This is a genomic window from Franconibacter helveticus LMG 23732, from assembly GCF_000463115.2.
Classification (GTDB): Bacteria; Pseudomonadota; Gammaproteobacteria; order Enterobacterales; family Enterobacteriaceae; genus Franconibacter; species Franconibacter helveticus.
Genome location: NZ_AWFX01000045.1, coordinates 161,625 through 177,948, shown reverse-complemented (window position 1 = coordinate 177,948; position 16,324 = coordinate 161,625). Strand labels below are relative to the sequence as shown.

The window sequence follows — 16,324 nt, the reverse complement described above, 5'->3', positions numbered from 1 at the left end:
TAGGCTACCTTGCTACAGCAAGCTTTTGACGTAAGCGTCAATGTCGCTGATATATTTTTCTATGGTTGGTGCATCGTTCTCACGAATATGATGCTCCAGCGTTTCACATAACTGCTTGCCGGGTATCAGATTCAGCATTGCAAACACCCCTTTCAGGCGATGCGCGGTCAGCGCAAGCGTAGCGTAGTCGCCCGCTGCTGATTCAGTATACAGTCTCTGAACATCGTCCGGTACCGTGTCGACAAACAGCGCGTAATAGCCGCTGGCATGGAGCTGCGTATTCTCATCGCCGCCCAAAGGTGACTCGGGAACTTCTTCCTGTGCCAGCTGCTCCTCTATAAGTTGTAGCACCGCTTCCTGCATAGCATTACTGATGTTGAAGTTGACGCGGAACTTACCGTTGCCGATTCGCTTCACGCCGTCCTCATCATCGCTTAAAAGCAAGCCATTGGCAGTAAGATTAGACGGATTATCTGTTAAAAACAGATCAAACTCTTGACTCGCCAGTCTTTCATCCGGCGTGATGCAGGTCGCTCCCCACTGTTCAAGCTGGCGAACAACTACATTGCGTACTTCGCTGGAGGTGACATCCACCATCGCTATCACATCGTCCAGCAGGCCCTCTTCACGCTCGGCTTCATTCACCGGCTCTGCCGCCATGGTGACATGCAGCGAATAACGGGTGCCCAGATCCTGGCGAGATTTAATGTTCAGGCTGCCGCCCAGACGGCGCGCAAGCTGGTTGCAAAGCCAGAAGGTCAGTCCGTTAGCCTTGCCGAAGCGGTCGCCGGAGGTGTCATTAAGATACGGGAAGTGCAGGTTATCGATTTCGCTGGTATTAATGCCGTCGCCCGTATCAAGAATGCGCAGCAGCAAACGCTCTTTCTCATGCTCTTCCGCGCTGATTTCCAGCGTAATTTTCCCCATCTGCGTTGTCGTGACGGAGTAATGAAGCAGCATCAGCAAAATTTTACGCAACGCTTCGCGGTCGCCGTGACGCTCTTCATGTGCCGGCAGCTGGTTATTGATAAGCAGTTGCAGCCCTTTGCGCTTAATAACGGGCAGGACTTCAGGCACCACTTCGTCGATCAAATCCTGAATGACGAAAGCGCTGCTGTGGCTTTTCCAGCTATCCGCTTCAAGCTGGTTCGCCAGCTGAATCTCCTCCACCAGCCGCACAATCCGGTCTGCCTGATCCGCAAGCGCCAGGCTTTCATCGCTATGCAGGGCGGTGGCCTGCTCGGCCAGCTGCTTCACCGGCGCGCTTAACGCCTCGCCCATGTGATGCATAAAGGCGGCGCGACCCTGCTGATTTTTCTCATAGAGGCGCTGCGCCTGCTTGAGCTTTTTATTTACCAGAATTTCGCGGTCCTGATCGCGGATAATAAATATCTGCGTGCGCGACGCGACCTGGCTGCGAAACTGGCGGATTTCATAAAGCTCATTATTAACCGTCGCCTGGATCACCCCCTGATGCTGGTCGGCCATAGAGGTGATGTTCTGTAAATTGAGATGCGGCAATAAATGGTCGGCAATTTTATTGCTGATGACCGTGCGATTGCTCTCCTGGTCATGCACCAGCAGGCCAAGCGGCAGCAACGAGACAATCTCTTCATTCAGAGCCCGCAGCATATGTAATTCTTTATTATTGCCGCTCGGGGTTTCCTGGGGGCGGGTCGTAGGTTGGTTGCGAAATGTGGTGTAGCCGAACAGCGCCAGTGCCAGCAGGCCGAGATTCAGCAGCAGCGGCAGCAAAATGTTTTGCAGCGTATCCATCATCAGCGTGCCGAACGGGACTTCCCATACCAGGCGAAGGTTGGTGGAGCTTAACGGCGAGGCAATTTCAATGCGCGAGCTATTGAAGTTAATCGTGACGCTGTCTGGCGTCTCTTTATCGGTGCCGGAGAGCGTAGCCTGGCCGTTGTCCTGCTCAAGGCGGAAACTTTCCAGCGGCATGCCGGGGGGGATCAGGTCGTTAATCGGTAAATCGAACGCCACAACGGTTGCAAGATGCCCTGGCTGGTTAAAGGTCGTGCGTAGCGTAAAGTAGTGGCCGTTTTGCCAGGCGAGCCGGCGCAGGGGCGAGAAGCTTTCCCGTTCATCCAGCGCGTTAGCCTGTTGCAACATCTCTGCGCGGCGGGAGTCGACAATATTGCCTACCGAAGACTCTTTAAAGCCGGAGGAGAGATCTTTTAGCGGCAGGGTGGAGATAAGGATCATGCTGTTATCCTGGCCGTTCAGGTAATACATCGACCAGGGTACGGTTTCTGCGCCCCACAGGGTATCAAGATAGGTTGAAATACGCTGGGTCATCTCAAGCGTTGAACTGTCATGAGAGCCGAAAATCAACGCTTCGGTTTTACGGCGCGGCTTTTCCAGGTAATAGACATCCTGGCGCAGCCGCGTTTCCTGAAGATTCGCGCCTTCGGAGGCGGAATTGGCGGCAGCGATATTGTCGTAGATCTGCCAGGTCGCGTAACGCCAGGTATCTACCCGCTTATGCATGGCGCGGGTGATATCGACAATCTGATAGCTTCTGTCTTTAAGCCAGGCGTTAACCGCGCTTTGCACCATTACGCCCAGCGAAACCAGCAACACTACGATCAGCAATAAAAAGAAACGGGTAATACTGCCCGGTAACAGGGAAAACTTGTTGGGGATCATCGCGTCTGACTGACTCATCGTTGTGTGCAATCCACCGGCCATGCGCCGTAATGAAAAAAAGAAAACCGCTTGCTGCCTGTATCGGGAAACGTCTCGCTGTCGTAACGCGGTGCGGTAAAGGGCAGAGAGCGTTTCCGGATGTTCGCCAGTATCGCAAATCATGCAGTATAAAGCGAAACGTATGATTTTCCAGATGGATGATAACTGCGCTAAATAACAATCATGCGGGCGGCTCCACGGCTCCGGTCTCTTGCGCATTAAAAGTACAGTCGATGGCTAAAAAAGAGGCCGGGAACGGCGAGTATTAAAAATTCCCTGACTAAAAGAAGCCATAAATTTAATCAGAGTAATAACAGATGGCTAAAACAGAAATTGATTAATTAATAGTCGTTAATTTTTTTATTAACGTGACGGGATAATAACGAAGCGGGTAAATTCAGGTAAAAAAAACCGGATGCGAGCATCCGGCAGGAATAGGGGTAAATCGAACATTCAGATCTGAATGACGGTAATAAATAAAGTTAATGATGATAGCGAGAGTAATTTTAGACGGGATCGCCTGTGCTGTTTTGGCAATCAGTGCGGTCAAAAATATCCTGTATTATCGCATTGAAATTATTGATTTATTTATATTTGCTTGATAAATAATGCGAATATTTTTAGCAATTGGTGCGCTAAAAAAGTTCCCCGTTATTAATATCCTGTTACACCTCGCGGCATAAAATATACATTTTCAAAGTTTTCGTATCATATTCGCATTGGATTATTCTGCTTTTTTGCGGAGAATGGGTTCGCCGACTGATGTGAAAAGCGTCAGTACGCAGTGGCAAATAAAAAAGGCATATAACAATAGAGGGTTAATAAGATGAAAGTTAAAGCACTATCCCTGCTTATCCCAGCTCTGCTGGTCGCAGGCGCCGCACAGGCGGCTGAAATTTATAACAAAGACGGCAACAAATTAGACCTGTTCGGCAAAGTTGACGGCCTGCACTATTTCTCTGACGACGCTGGCAACGACGGCGACCAGACTTACATGCGTATCGGTTTCAAAGGCGAAACCCAGGTTAACGATCAGATCACCGGCTACGGCCAGTGGGAATACCAGATCCAGGGTAACGACGCGGAAACCACTAACCGTTCCTGGTCTCGTGTCGCGTTCGCGGGCGTGAAATTCGGCGATGCCGGTTCTTTCGACTACGGTCGTAACTACGGCGTAATCTACGACGTGACCTCCTGGACCGACGTTCTGCCGGAATTCGGCGGCGACACTTACGGCGCGGACAACTTCCTGCAATCTCGCGCTAACGGCGTAGCCACCTACCGCAACACCGACTTCTTCGGTCTGGTCGACGGTCTGAACTTTGCTCTGCAATATCAGGGTAAAAACGGCAGCGTCAGCGGTGAAAACGACGTCGCTAACGGTCGCAGCCTGCTGAAACAGAACGGCGACGGCTACGGCGCGTCCCTGACTTACGATCTGGGCGAAGGTTTCGCTATCGGCGCAGCAGCCAGCTCCTCCAAGCGTACCGCTGACCAGAACGCGGCTGGCGTATACGGCAACGGCGACCACGCTGAAGTTTACAGCGGCGGCGTGAAATACGACGCTAACAACATCTACCTGGCGGCGCAGTACTCCCAGACTTACAACGCTACCCGTTTCGGTACCTCCAACGGCAGCGGCCGTACTGATGATTACGGCTTCGCGAACAAAGCACAGAACTTCGAAGTGGTTGCGCAGTACCAGTTCGACTTCGGTCTGCGCCCGTCCGTGGCTTACCTGCAATCCCGCGGTAAGGACATCGAAGGTGGTTACGGCGACCAGGATCTGCTGAAATATGTGGATGTGGGCGCGACCTACTACTTCAACAAAAACATGTCCACCTATGTTGATTACAAAATCAACCTGGTTGATGACAACGACTTTACCCGCGCCACTGGCACCGGTACTGACGACATCGTAGCGCTGGGCCTGGTTTACCAGTTCTAAGCCGCACGACATTGCATAAGGGGCCTGCGGGCCCCTTTTTTATTTGCCGCGTCATCCACGGCGCGCGCTTTTGTTGTACTCTCGCCGCTTAAGCGTGAGGAAAAAGCATGAAGTTCCATTCCCTTTGCGCGGGCTTGCTGGCCTGCGCGCTGTTGCTCGTCGGCTGCGACAACTCCTCTTCCACCCAGGCGACGCCGCTGGTGCTGGAAGGCAAAACCATGGGCACATTCTGGCGCGTGAGCCTCGCGGGCATCGATGCCGCCCGCGCAGACGACCTGCGTAAAAAAATTCAGGCGCAGCTGGATGGCGATGACCGGCTGCTCTCTACCTGGAAAAACGACTCGGCGCTGATGCGCTTCAACCGCTCCGCCAGCACGCAGCCCTGGCCGGTAGAAGAGGCGATGAGCGACATCGTTACCCTTTCTTTACGGATTGGCGCAAAGACTGACGGCGCGATGGACATTACCGTCGGCCCGCTGGTGAATTTATGGGGCTTCGGCCCGGCCAGACAGCCGGTGAAAACGCCGGATGAAGCGCAAATCGCCGCCGCGAAGGCGCAAACCGGCTTGCAGCACCTGTCGGTCATAAACCGCGCAGGCCAACAGTTTCTGCAAAAAGATCTGCCGGGTCTTTTTGTTGACCTTTCGACCGTAGGGGAAGGCTACGCGGCGGATCATCTGGCGCGTTTGATGGAGCAAGAAGGGATCAGCCGCTATCTGGTTTCGGTGGGCGGGGCGCTGGCAAGCCGGGGGACGAATCCGCAGGGCAACCCCTGGCGCGTGGCGATTCAAAAGCCGACCGACCAGGAGAACGCCGTGCAGGCGATCGTTGATATCAACGGCCATGGCATCAGCACCTCGGGCAGCTATCGCAACTATTACGAACTCGACGGTAAACGGCTTTCCCACGTTATCGACCCTGCCACCGGGCGGCCGATTACCCATAAGCTGGTCTCCGTGACGGTTATCTCGCCTACGGCGCTTGAGGCGGACGGCTGGGATACCGGCCTGATGGTGCTGGGGCCGGAAAAGGCCAAAGCGGTGGCGCTAAAAGAGGGGCTGGCGGTTTATCTCGTGACGAAAGAGGCCGAAGGGTTCTCGGTCTGGATGTCGCCGCCGTTTCGCACCTTCCTGGTGAGCGAAAAAAATTAAAAAGCAAGATGGCGGGTTTTTTACGCGTGGCGCGCGCGCAGAGTAGGGCTACCTTATAAAGAGGAGTCTGTTATGAAACGTGAAGATTTTACCTCCGAACAGGCGCGCTGGCAGGCGGTAGAGCGCCGCGACGCGCAAGCCGACGAACGCTTTGTTTTTGCGGTGGTCACGACCGGTATTTTCTGCCGTCCTTCCTGTCGCGCCCGGCGTCCGCTGCGCGCCAACGTGCGCTTCTACCCCGACGCCGCAGGCGCGCTGGCAGCCGGGTTTCGTCCCTGCAAGCGCTGCCAGCCTGACAAAGCGCCGCCTGAACAACAGAAGGCGATGCGCATTGCCGCCGCCTGCCGGCTGATGGCGTCAAGCGACGCGCCCCTTACGCTTGCTGAACTTGCGCAAAATGCGGCGATGAGTCCGTATCATTTTCACCGGCAATTTAAGGCGGTTACCGGGCTGACGCCGAAAGCCTGGCAGCAGGCGCTGCGGGTGCAAAAAGTGCGCAACGCCCTGCGCAAAGAAGAGAAGGTTACCGATGCGCTCTACGCCGCCGGTTACGCATGCGGCAGCGCGTTTTATCGCGAGGCTGACGCTGCGCTTGGCATGACGCCGCGGCAATATGGGCGCGGCGGCGAATCCGCCAGCGTCGTCTGGACTCTCGCGCCGTGCCAGCTGGGGCTGTGCCTGGTGGCGCAGAGCGAGCGGGGCGTCTGCGCCATTCTCCCCGGCGAAAGCCGCGAGGCGCTGGAAGCCGAACTGCTCGCGCTTTTTCCCGGCGCGCAGCCTTCGCAGGATGCCGCTTTTGATGAACGCGTCGCGCAGGTAATAGCCTTTCTTGACGCCCCGCAGGGCAAATGGGCGCTGCCGCTTGATATTCGCGGCACCGCCTTCCAGCAGCAGGTCTGGCAGGCGCTGCGCGATATTCCCGCCGGCAGCACGCTAAGTTACAGCGAGCTGGCGCGCAAAATCGGCAAGCCCGGCGCCGTGCGCGCGGTGGCGAGCGCCTGCGCCGCCAATAAGCTTGCGGTGGTGATTCCGTGTCACCGGGTCGTGCGCGGCGACGGCGCGCTGGCGGGCTACCGCTGGGGCGTGGCGCGTAAAGCCGCGCTGCTGGCCTGGGAAGCCAAAGTGAAAAAGGAGAAGTAATGGATCTCTTTGCCGACCAGCCGCCCTGGCAGGAGCCGCTCGACGAAGGGGCGGTGATACTGCGCCGTTTCGCCTTCGCCACGGCCTCGGAACTGCTGGCGACTATCGCAGACGTGGCGGCGCAGTCGCCTTTTCGCCAGATGGTGACGCCAGGCGGCTACACCATGTCGGTGGCGATGACCAGCTGCGGTTCGCTGGGCTGGACCAGCAGCCGCAGCGGTTACAGCTACGCAACGCGCGATCCGCTCACCGGTAAACCCTGGCCTGACATCCCGCCCGCCTTTCGCCGTCTTTGCGACGCGGCGGCGAAAGCCGCGGGCTACGACGATTTTCAGCCGGACGCCTGTTTGATTAACCGCTATGCGCCCGGGGCGAAACTTTCGCTGCATCAGGATAAAGACGAGCCGAACCTGCGAGCGCCGATTGTTTCCGTCTCGCTTGGGCTGCCCGCGGTGTTTCAGTGGGGCGGGCTTAAGCGCAGCGATCCGTTGAAAAGGCTGCTGCTGGAACATGGCGATGTGGTGGTGTGGGGTGGGCCGTCGCGCCTTTTTTATCACGGCATTCAGCCGCTGAAACCAGGCGACCATCCCGACGCCGGACCCTGGCGCTACAATCTGACGTTCCGGCAGGCGGGCAAAGGCGAATAAAAATAAGAATTATTCTTGCCGTCGCGTTCACGCCGTTTAAACTGCTCGCTGTTTTGTTTTCTGTGGGTAGCTGCTTTTATGGAACTTCTGCGCCTTGTCTGGCGCCAGTACCGTCTGCCGTTTGTGCTGGTGCTGGCGTTAAGCCTCGCCAGCGCCGCGCTGGGTATAGGCCTTATCGCTTTTATTAACCAACGTCTGATAGCCACTGCCGATCTCACGCTTGCGGTGCTGCCGGAATTTCTCGGCCTGCTGCTGGTGCTGATGGCGGTAACGCTCGCCTCGCAGCTGGCGTTAACGATGCTTGGGCACCATTTTGTGTACCGCCTGCGCAGCGAGTTTATCAAGCGCATTATGGATACGCCGGTCGAGCAGGTCGAAAAGCTCGGCAGCGCCACGCTGCTGGCGGGGCTGACCAGCGACGTGCGTAACATCACCATCGCTTTTGTGCGCCTGCCGGAACTGGTGCAGGGGATTATCCTGACGGTCGGCAGCGCTATTTATCTTGGCTGGCTGTCGTCCAGAATGCTGCTGGTTACCGCCGTGTGGATTGCCATTACGCTGTGGATTGGCTACCTGCTGGTGCAGCGCGTTTATAAGCACATCGCCACGCTGCGCGAAGTGGAAGACAGCCTCTATAACGATTTCCAGACGGTGCTGGAAGGGCGCAAAGAGCTGGCGCTTAATCGCGAGCGCGCGGAATATATTTTTGACAACGTCTACAAGCCAGACGCGCAAAGCTATCGCCAGCACATTATCCGCGCCGACACCTTTCACCTGAGCGCCGTCAACTGGTCGAACATTATGATGCTCGGGGTGATTGGTCTGGTGTTCTGGATGGCGAATGGCCTCGGCTGGGCGGATACCAACGTGGCGGCGACCTACTCGCTGGCGCTGCTCTTTTTGCGCACGCCGCTGCTTTCCGCAATGGGCGCGTTGCCGACGCTGCTCACCGCCCAGGTGGCGTTTAATAAGCTGAAGCAGTTTCAGCTGGCGGCTTATCAGCCTGACTTTAAACGCCCTGAAAAGTTCGCCGACTGGCAAACGCTGGAGCTTCGCGACGTGACGTTCAGCTACAGCGACGGCAGCTTCGGCGTCGGCCCGCTAAATCTCACTATTCATCGCGGCGAACTGCTGTTCCTGATAGGGGGCAACGGCAGCGGTAAATCCACGCTCGCTATGCTGCTGACCGGCCTTTATGAACCGGTTAGCGGGGAGATCTTGCTGGATGGCAAAGCGATTAGCGCAAGCGAAATGGACGCTTACCGCCAGCACTTCTCGGCGGTCTTCACTGACGTCTGGCTATTCGACAAGCTGCTGGGGCCAAAGGGCGAAGCGGCGAACCCGGTGCTGGTGGAAGCCTGGCTGAAGCGGCTGAAAATGGCTGAAAAGCTGGAGCTGGACAACGGGAAAATCCTCAATCTTAAGCTCTCTAAAGGGCAGAAGAAGCGCGTTGCGCTGCTGCTGGCGCTGGCGGAAGACCGCGACATCATTTTGCTGGATGAATGGGCGGCGGATCAGGACCCGCATTTCCGCCGCGAGTTTTATCAGGTCCTGCTGCCGCTGATGCAGCAGATGGGGAAAACCATTTTCGCCATCAGCCATGACGATCACTACTTTATTCACGCCGACCGTCTGCTGGAGATGCGCCAGGGGCAGTTAAGCGAACTGACCGGCGAAGAGCGTGCGCTTGCCAGCCGCGATGCCGTAGCGCGTATCGGCGGTTAATAGCAGGGCGCGGCCAGCTGTAAAAAGGCCGCGCCCGCTATTTTATGACGAAAATCGCTGTATTCAGTCTTTCTGAAAATCGAATTCTTTCCTGCTTAATTTGGTTATTTTCGCTAAGTGCTTTTATTTAAGAAAGAAATGTTATTTTTGATTTATTGTGCTGGTGAATGTTTTGGTGGTGGACGCAATTAGCGCTTGTTAGAATTCCCTCGCTAAATATCACGCCGTAAATCAGATAAACGCATTTCGGCAATAAGTTTATCCTTAAACTCAATAGTGAAAATATGATGACTCCTGCTATTAAAAAATATTTCGCGCCCGCACTGTGCGGCATCATCGCTCTGGCGGGCGTAATGCAGACGGCCAGTGGCTGGCTGAACTGGTCGCAAACCCGCGAACAACTTCAACAGGTTCAAACCGTAGCGAACCCGCCTGCCGCCCCGGTAACGCTCGCGCTTTTCAACCCTGCCGTTACGGCACCAGCCATGCAGGCAAACGCGCCGCAGCTGGCGCTGGATATCAGCGGAATTGTTTTCAGTAATAAAGAAGATCTCTCCGCCACGATTGTTAAGCAGGGCGCGGAGCAGGTGGTTTATCACGTTGGCGAAACATTAAAGGGATATGATAACGCGCGTGTTGTGGCGATTACTAAAGATCATATTGAGGTAAATTATCAGGGCGTTAATCAGGATGTTAAATTGCCCGCGCCGGATTACACAAAGCAAAATACATAATAGCTTCTCGCTAAAACCGGGATTACGGAAAATTAAGGTAGTGGGTTTTAGCGAGTCTGTTAATCACGTTAACCAGCGACAAGCCTTCGCTGGTTATAACCCTTTTAGCCGTTGATAACGTTGCCAGACTTTCCAGGCATAGCGCATACGCAAACCGTGGCGGCTTTCGCTGGTGCCTGCGTTATAAGCGCCAATCGCCTCCCAGGTATAGCCGTAGGTCTGCACCATCTGGGAAAGAATAGAAGCCCCCACCAGTACCGACACGCAGGGGTCGCGCATCAACAACACTTCATCGACGCCCAGCTTGCGCAGCCGCTCAAAGTGAATGCTGTTGATTTGCATCAGGCCGACGTCGTAGCTGCCGTTAGTATTGACGTTGATCGCCTCAGGGTTCATGCCTGACTCCACCTGGGCGATAGCGTTAAGCAGCTTCGGATCGAGGTTGAAATAATAGGCCGCCTCGTCCCAGCAGGTAGCCTGCGCCATCAGGCTTACGGCATAAAGCGGCAATGCGAAACAGGCTTTCATCGTCTCCTCCCGCCTGAAAGGACGCCGCGCGAGGCGGCGCCCCGTACAGGCCGTTAATTACCGTTTGATCCAGGCGTCAGACCAGTTCAACCCTTCGCCCGGGGCGTAGGCCCAGGCCGCTCCCTTACACCAGCCGGCATAAGGGAAAGGTTTGCACTCGTAGATATTGCCGTCTTTGCCTTTCACGCGGGTGCCCGCTTTGTACTGGCTAATGTTTTGCGGATAAACGTACTGGAAGTCGCCGCCTGAGGGCTGCGGCAGCGGGTTTATCTGCAAGGTGGTAGAGGCGTTGGCGCTCAGTCCGCTCTGGTCGGTTACGTGCACCGCCAGCGGGAATGACTGCGCCGCCGTCACGCTGGCGGCGGTGATCGTCAGCGTATTGCTCTCCTGGCCGCTCACCTGGCCCACGCCGTTCGGCACCACCCAGTTCCACCGTAGCTGGTTACTCATGCTGTCCGGGTCGGCGGCGGTCGCGGTTATCACGATCTGGCTACCGCTCAGCCCCTGGAATGACGACGCCAGGTTGATCACCGGCGCTACCGGCTGGGCGGCTTCCAGCACCGTCACCGAGGTGTCGGCGTAGGCGCTGTGTTGCCCGTCGTTCACCGTCAGACGGAAGCTGTACTCAGCATGCTGCGGCGAGGGCACCGTAAAGGTGCTGTGCGCCTGGGTAGCGTTGTTAAGCGTCACGTCCGGCCCGCCGGTTTGCTGCCACTGGTAGGTCAGCGTGTCGCCGTCGGCGTCGCTTGAGCCGGAACCGTCAAGCGTCACCGTCTGCGTGCCCTGAATCGTCTGGCTGACCCCCGCGTTCGCTACCGGCGCCACGTTGGACGGCGCCGGGGTTGGCGCAGGCGCAGGGGCAGGCTGCCCGCCGCCGCCGCTACTGCTGCTGGCGGAAGTGAAAGGTGAAAAGACATCGCTGAAGGCGTAAAGCGGCGCCTGCTGGGCGGTCAGGCCACTGTTTTCCGGCCCGACATAACCCTGCTGGCCCGGCTGGTCGCGCGCTATCGACCAGATGCCTATCATGCCAAGCTGCCGCTCCTGCGCCTGCTGCATCACCAGCCGCGCGTCGGAGAGGTAAAACGTCTCTCCCTGCACGTCGTTATAGCCAATCATCGGCGTGGTGCCGAGCATGTTGTTGATGGCGCTGTCGCTCTTGTCCGGCCAGATTTTTTTCACCTGCTGGAACAGGTTGTCGACAGCCGAGGTGGCGCATTTGCCGTGGATATTCTGCCCCTCCTGGCCGGAGGACTGGCAGACTGTGTTGCCGTAATCCATGGTCATGACGTTGACGCCGGTCAGCTCCACCCCTTTGGCTTTGGCATCTTCCAGTACGTAGATACCCTCCGGCGTCAGGCCGGTCGGCAGGATAGGCAGGGTAAAGACCAGGCCTACCTTGCGGCCTTCCTGTTTCCAGCGTTCCTGCACCATTTTCAGCGCGCTGTTGCGCCGCTGAATAGATTCATGATCCGCCACCCAGTTGCCTTCGATATCAAAATCCAGCACCTTCAGATTGAGATTATCGACGATGTCGTAATAGTGCTGTTGCAGGTCGTTCACGTTCTTACAGGCCGCCGCCAGCGGCGAGTTATTCGCGCCGCCGATGGAAACCTGAATATCGCCGCCTGCGTCGCGTAGCGCCTTAATTTTGCTGTACTGGGTATAGTCATTAATGTTGTAGGCCGTACCCCAGGTGGGCAGGCAGGTGTTGGCGTCTTTGGCGACGATAAACGCCAGCGTGTAGTGGGTAATGTTTTTACTCGATGCCAGCGAGGCGAGATCGGGGATGGTGTTTAGGGTGAAATCCACATAGGGCGCATAAACGTGGGCGGGCCACTCCGATTTCGGCGTGCCGACCCGCTCTTTGGTGCCGGTCCAGTCGATATAAATCCCCCAGGGCGATGGATCGCTCGGCTGCACATGCTGCACGGCGGTGAGCGAAACGTAAGGCTGGCCCTGGAATTTCACCAGCGAACCTGCCGGGTAAAGCTGTTGCGTATCAAGCGCCGGGGCGCTCGCCAGCTCTTGATCGGACCAAACTTTCAGCGTGCCGAGCGGTTTCCAGGGCTGGCCGTTGTCGCCGGTAAGGTTCTGGTTCTCCTCTTTTGACGGGTCTTCATCCACGTTATAGAACCAGGCTTTATAGCCCTGGCCGTTTACCATCACCACGTCGCCCTGCTGATAAATTTTGCCCGACTGCCATTGCGGCACGGCGACGTAAGCCATCCACGGATTCGGCTGGCCCGGCGCGAAGGAGGAGGGTGAAATGGCCTTCAGCGCCTTATAGCTCACGCCGCTGCTGGAGACCTTGTCATCTTTCTGGTAACTCTGGGCGCTACTGTACTCAGGCAGCTTTGCAGCAGGCGCGCCGTTGGAAATATCGCAGTTGGCGGGGTTGCCGTACTGGGTTATCTCTGCGGCGGTCGCGGCGCGAACCTGGCGCCAGGGGCCGTCCGGGTCGTTCGAGCCGGGGCAGTTAGCCGCGCCGACCCACCAGGCGTTGGTGTAGACGTTGCCGGCGAAAATCACCTGGTAAGTGTCACCGCCTTCTTGTCCGCTCCACGCCTCCAGCGCCAGCGCCGGGGCTGTTGCGCCGCACAGGCACAGGATACTGATAGTCCGGGCTAATACGTTTCTTTTCATCGCAAATAACCTTTATGGTTAGCTTGACTGCGGGTTGGCGCAGGGCGACAGGCGTCATCCGCCAGAGGCGGCCTGGTTGCGCGGCGCGCAGGCAACGCAGCGAAACTGCCGCTGCGCCGCCCGCGTCAGCGCTGTCATTCACCCTTGCCGGCGCGAGCGCATCTTCGCGCCGGCATGCCAACATTCAAACGCGTGCGTCGTGGCGCAGCGCGCTTTCAGGGGGTTACTGACACTCCGACGTCCCTTTTTTCACCCAGACATCCGCTTTGCCCGGCTCATCGCCTTTCGTCCACCACTTAGCCTGCCACTGGGAGCCGGCATAGTCGGTGGTGTCGCCGCCGTTATAAACCACGTCCGGCCGCCAGGACATTTTCACCTGGCTGACCAGCAGCCACTGGTCGGCGTCAAAGCCCGGCGCGTTATTCTGCGTCCAGTATTTCGCCTTCCAGACCAGGTTGTTATAGCTGACCGTTTCGCCGCCGTTATACACGGTGCTGGCGGACCAGGCAGGATACTGGCTGGCGTTGGGGTCGGTGGGAGTGTCGCAGCTGCCGCCGCCACTCGGGGTCGGTGCAGGCGTCGGTTCCGGGGTCGGTTCCGGCGCCGGGCCAGGGGTCGGGTCTGGTGAGGGCAGCGGCTCATCGTCCTGGCGCGGCGTGACGGCCACGCTTACCGACTGCTGGCTGCTGGTTTTACCGTCGCTGACGTTGACCGAGAGGTTAAACGACTGGTTGGCGGCCACGTCCGGCGCGGTAATGCTCAGATCCGCGGTGTTGCTGCCTTCCGGCGACAGCTCAGCAGGCGCGTTCCACTGATAAGTCAGCGGATCGTTATCCTGATCCACCGCCTGGGCGTGCAGATTCGCCTGTTGCCCCGCCTGCAACGTAATAGCCTCAAGCGGGTTGACCGTTGGCGCATGGTTTGGCGCAGGCGCTTTGTCCACCACCTGGATGCTGGCGGTGCTGCTCAACCCGCCGCTGTCGGTCACCTTCAGCTGGAAGCCATAGGTTTTGTCGGCGGTGGTGGCAGGGGCGTTAAAGCTCGCTTTCGCCGTGTTTTTATTGCTCAGGCTAACGGTAGTGCCGGAAGTCTGGCTCCAGGCGTAAGTCAGGGCGCCGCCCTCTGGATCGTGCGAGCCGGAGCCATCCAGCGTCACGTTCACCGGGCCGGTCACCTGCTGATCGCTGGCGCTCGCCACCGGCGGCTGGTTAGTCGGCGCGGGCGTCGGCGTCGGTGTGGGCGTATCGCCGCCGCCCATCAGGCTTTCGTTCATGGCGTTGAGGATCTCGCCGTTGTCAGCGTCGATTTCCCAGGCGAACATGCCGGCCAGCCCTTTGCTCAGCGCATACTTCCCTTTGGCGGTGGTGGAGCGGACGTCGTCATAGGTGATCAAATCGCCGGTAGACTGTTTGAACAGATAAGGCGCTTCGGCGGTCTCGTCATAGGCGTAAGCCCAGCCCGCGCCGTTACGGTATTCATTGGCAATCTGGCGGTAATCAACCACCCCTTCTTCCCAGGTGCCTTTGACTGGCCCGGTCGCCGTGCCGCCGGTGAACGGGTTGTTATTGGTGTAACCCGAAACGCCGGTCCAGCCGCGGCCATACATCGCTACGCCCAGCACCAGTTTTTTCGGGTCGACCCCCTGCGCCAGCAGCAGTTTAAGGCCGTTATCGGCGGTGTACTGCGTATCTGGCTTCCAGGTGGGCGCATAGATCGCGGTCTGATGACCGCGATCGGTCATGCTCCAGGCGCCGTAGAAGTCGTAACTCATCATAAAGATGTTATCGAGATACTGGCTGGCGGCGAGGTAATCGACGTTGGCGATTTTATCGTTGCCGACGCCGATGGCGGAGGTGAGCTTATAGGTCTTGCCCGTTTCCGTGGAAAGGCTGTCCAGCATCGCGCGCAGTTCTCGCATCAATGTGGTATAGGTTTCCCGGTCCTGAGGGCCGCCGAGGTTGGGGTTTTGACCGCCGCCGCCCGGAAACTCCCAGTCGATATCCACCCCGTCGAAGAATTTCCAGGTTTTTAAAAACTCCCTTACCGAGGCGACAAAACGGTCGCGCTTGGTTTTGTCGTTCAGGAAAAAGAACGGGTCAGAGAGAGTCCAGCCGCCGATGGAAGGCAGGATCTTCAGGTTAGGGTAGGCGAGCTTCAGCGCCATCAGCTGGCCGAAGTTGCCTTTATAGGGGTCGTCCCAGGCGGTGACCCCTTTCTGCGGTTTTTGCAGCGCCGCCCACGGATCGTGGATGGCGACCTGGAAATCCTGCCGCCCGGCGCAGGAACGTTGCAGCGCTTCGAAGCTGTTGCTGATGCTCTTCAGGCTGTCGTTGATACCGTCGCCGCCGCAAATAGGGATGAAGCCATACAGCAGGTGGTTCAGGTTCGCCGCCGGGATTTTATCAACCGGATAGTTGCGGTCATAAACGCCCCATTCCGGGAAATAAGCGCCGATGATTTTGTCGGGGTGCTGGGTGTAGGTTTTGTTTTTCTCGCCGGGCGTTGCGGTCAGCGGGGTAAGATGGCTGCCGTCGGTGTCCGCCACGATAATCAGCTTATTGTCGCTTTTGGTACAACCGCTGGCATTACAGACTTCCACCTGCGTCTGGTAACGTCCGCCTTTATTCACGGCGAAAGTGGCTTTACCGCTGGTGCCCGCCGCGCCGCTCCACACCTGCTTGCCGTTCATCAGCACTTTCGCGCTGGTGCCCGGGTCGCCGCTCCAGATATTCCACTCGACAACGACGTTGACCGAGTTATTGACTTTGACCAGTTGGTTATAGGCGGTGGCGGCTTGATCCACCTCCACCAGGGCGAATTTATCATTGCCGCTGCTTAACGACGGTTTGCTCGGCAACGCCGCGAAGGCGGGCGTGCAAATCGTGGCAATGGCTATCGCCAGTAGAGATAACTTCATTCGTTTCATTCGTGAGCCCCATATTCAGATAAGTTAATGGTCAGCCCTTTTCTGAGGTATTCAGAAAAAGCGATGCCTGACGACTTGCCTGATAAACGCTATAGAACGGAAGTGGATTATTTATATTGTCTGTAACCTCCTTAATGGCATAGAGGGGGCGTTATTAAGGCAAGGTTCGTGGCCAATGC

The 16,324-nt window shown here is 57.3% G+C and carries 10 protein-coding genes; 6 read left to right on the top strand and 4 right to left on the bottom strand.

The annotated features are described in order from the left end of the window. Positions 1 to 12: 12 nt before the first annotated feature. On the bottom strand, positions 13 to 2,664 hold the full coding sequence (gene rcsD, locus DW56_RS13260) for a phosphotransferase RcsD (protein ID WP_035890021.1): 2,652 nt from the start codon (positions 2,662 to 2,664) through the stop codon (positions 13 to 15). Between the two features lie 865 nt (positions 2,665 to 3,529). Between rcsD and DW56_RS13255 the strand changes: the two genes are divergently transcribed. From DW56_RS13255 to DW56_RS13230, 6 genes are all read left to right on the top strand, one after another. Continuing rightward, positions 3,530 to 4,651 (top strand): porin OmpC, encoded by a 1,122-nt coding sequence (locus tag DW56_RS13255; RefSeq protein ID WP_024554070.1) that lies wholly within the window; start codon positions 3,530 to 3,532, stop codon positions 4,649 to 4,651. Positions 4,652 to 4,758: 107 nt separating this feature from the next. After that, positions 4,759 to 5,802, top strand: a complete 1,044-nt coding sequence (gene apbE, locus DW56_RS13250; RefSeq protein WP_024554069.1) for an FAD:protein FMN transferase ApbE — start codon at positions 4,759 to 4,761, stop codon at positions 5,800 to 5,802. Positions 5,803 to 5,874: 72 nt separating this feature from the next. After that, a complete protein-coding gene (gene ada, locus DW56_RS13245) occupies positions 5,875 to 6,942 on the top strand; it encodes a bifunctional DNA-binding transcriptional regulator/O6-methylguanine-DNA methyltransferase Ada (protein ID WP_024554068.1) in 1,068 nt (355 codons plus the stop codon). After that, positions 6,942 to 7,589, top strand: a complete 648-nt coding sequence (alkB, locus tag DW56_RS13240) for a DNA oxidative demethylase AlkB (RefSeq protein WP_024554067.1) — start codon at positions 6,942 to 6,944, stop codon at positions 7,587 to 7,589. Before ada ends, alkB begins: the two co-directional genes overlap by 1 nt. A 78-nt stretch (positions 7,590 to 7,667) precedes the next feature. Next, positions 7,668 to 9,314: a multidrug ABC transporter permease/ATP-binding protein gene (locus DW56_RS13235; RefSeq protein ID WP_024554066.1), complete on the top strand. Its 1,647-nt coding sequence runs from the start codon at positions 7,668 to 7,670 to the stop codon at positions 9,312 to 9,314. Positions 9,315 to 9,598: 284 nt separating this feature from the next. Continuing rightward, positions 9,599 to 10,048, top strand: coding sequence for a type II secretion system protein N (locus tag DW56_RS13230; RefSeq protein WP_081711395.1), 450 nt, complete (start codon positions 9,599 to 9,601; stop codon positions 10,046 to 10,048). Positions 10,049 to 10,141: 93 nt separating this feature from the next. Here the strand turns inward: DW56_RS13230 and iagB are convergent, their stop codons facing one another. The 3 genes from iagB to DW56_RS13215 form a co-directional block, all read right to left on the bottom strand. Further along, positions 10,142 to 10,576, bottom strand: coding sequence for a type III secretion system invasion protein IagB (iagB, locus tag DW56_RS13225; RefSeq protein ID WP_024554064.1), 435 nt, complete (start codon positions 10,574 to 10,576; stop codon positions 10,142 to 10,144). Positions 10,577 to 10,633: 57 nt separating this feature from the next. Further along, positions 10,634 to 13,219, bottom strand: a complete 2,586-nt coding sequence (locus DW56_RS23050) for a chitinase (protein ID WP_029589833.1) — start codon at positions 13,217 to 13,219, stop codon at positions 10,634 to 10,636. Positions 13,220 to 13,442: 223 nt separating this feature from the next. After that, positions 13,443 to 16,145 carry a glycosyl hydrolase family 18 protein gene (locus DW56_RS13215; RefSeq protein WP_024554923.1) on the bottom strand — a complete coding sequence of 901 codons (2,703 nt, stop codon included), beginning with the start codon at positions 16,143 to 16,145 and terminating at the stop codon, positions 13,443 to 13,445. Positions 16,146 to 16,324: the final 179 nt, after the last annotated feature.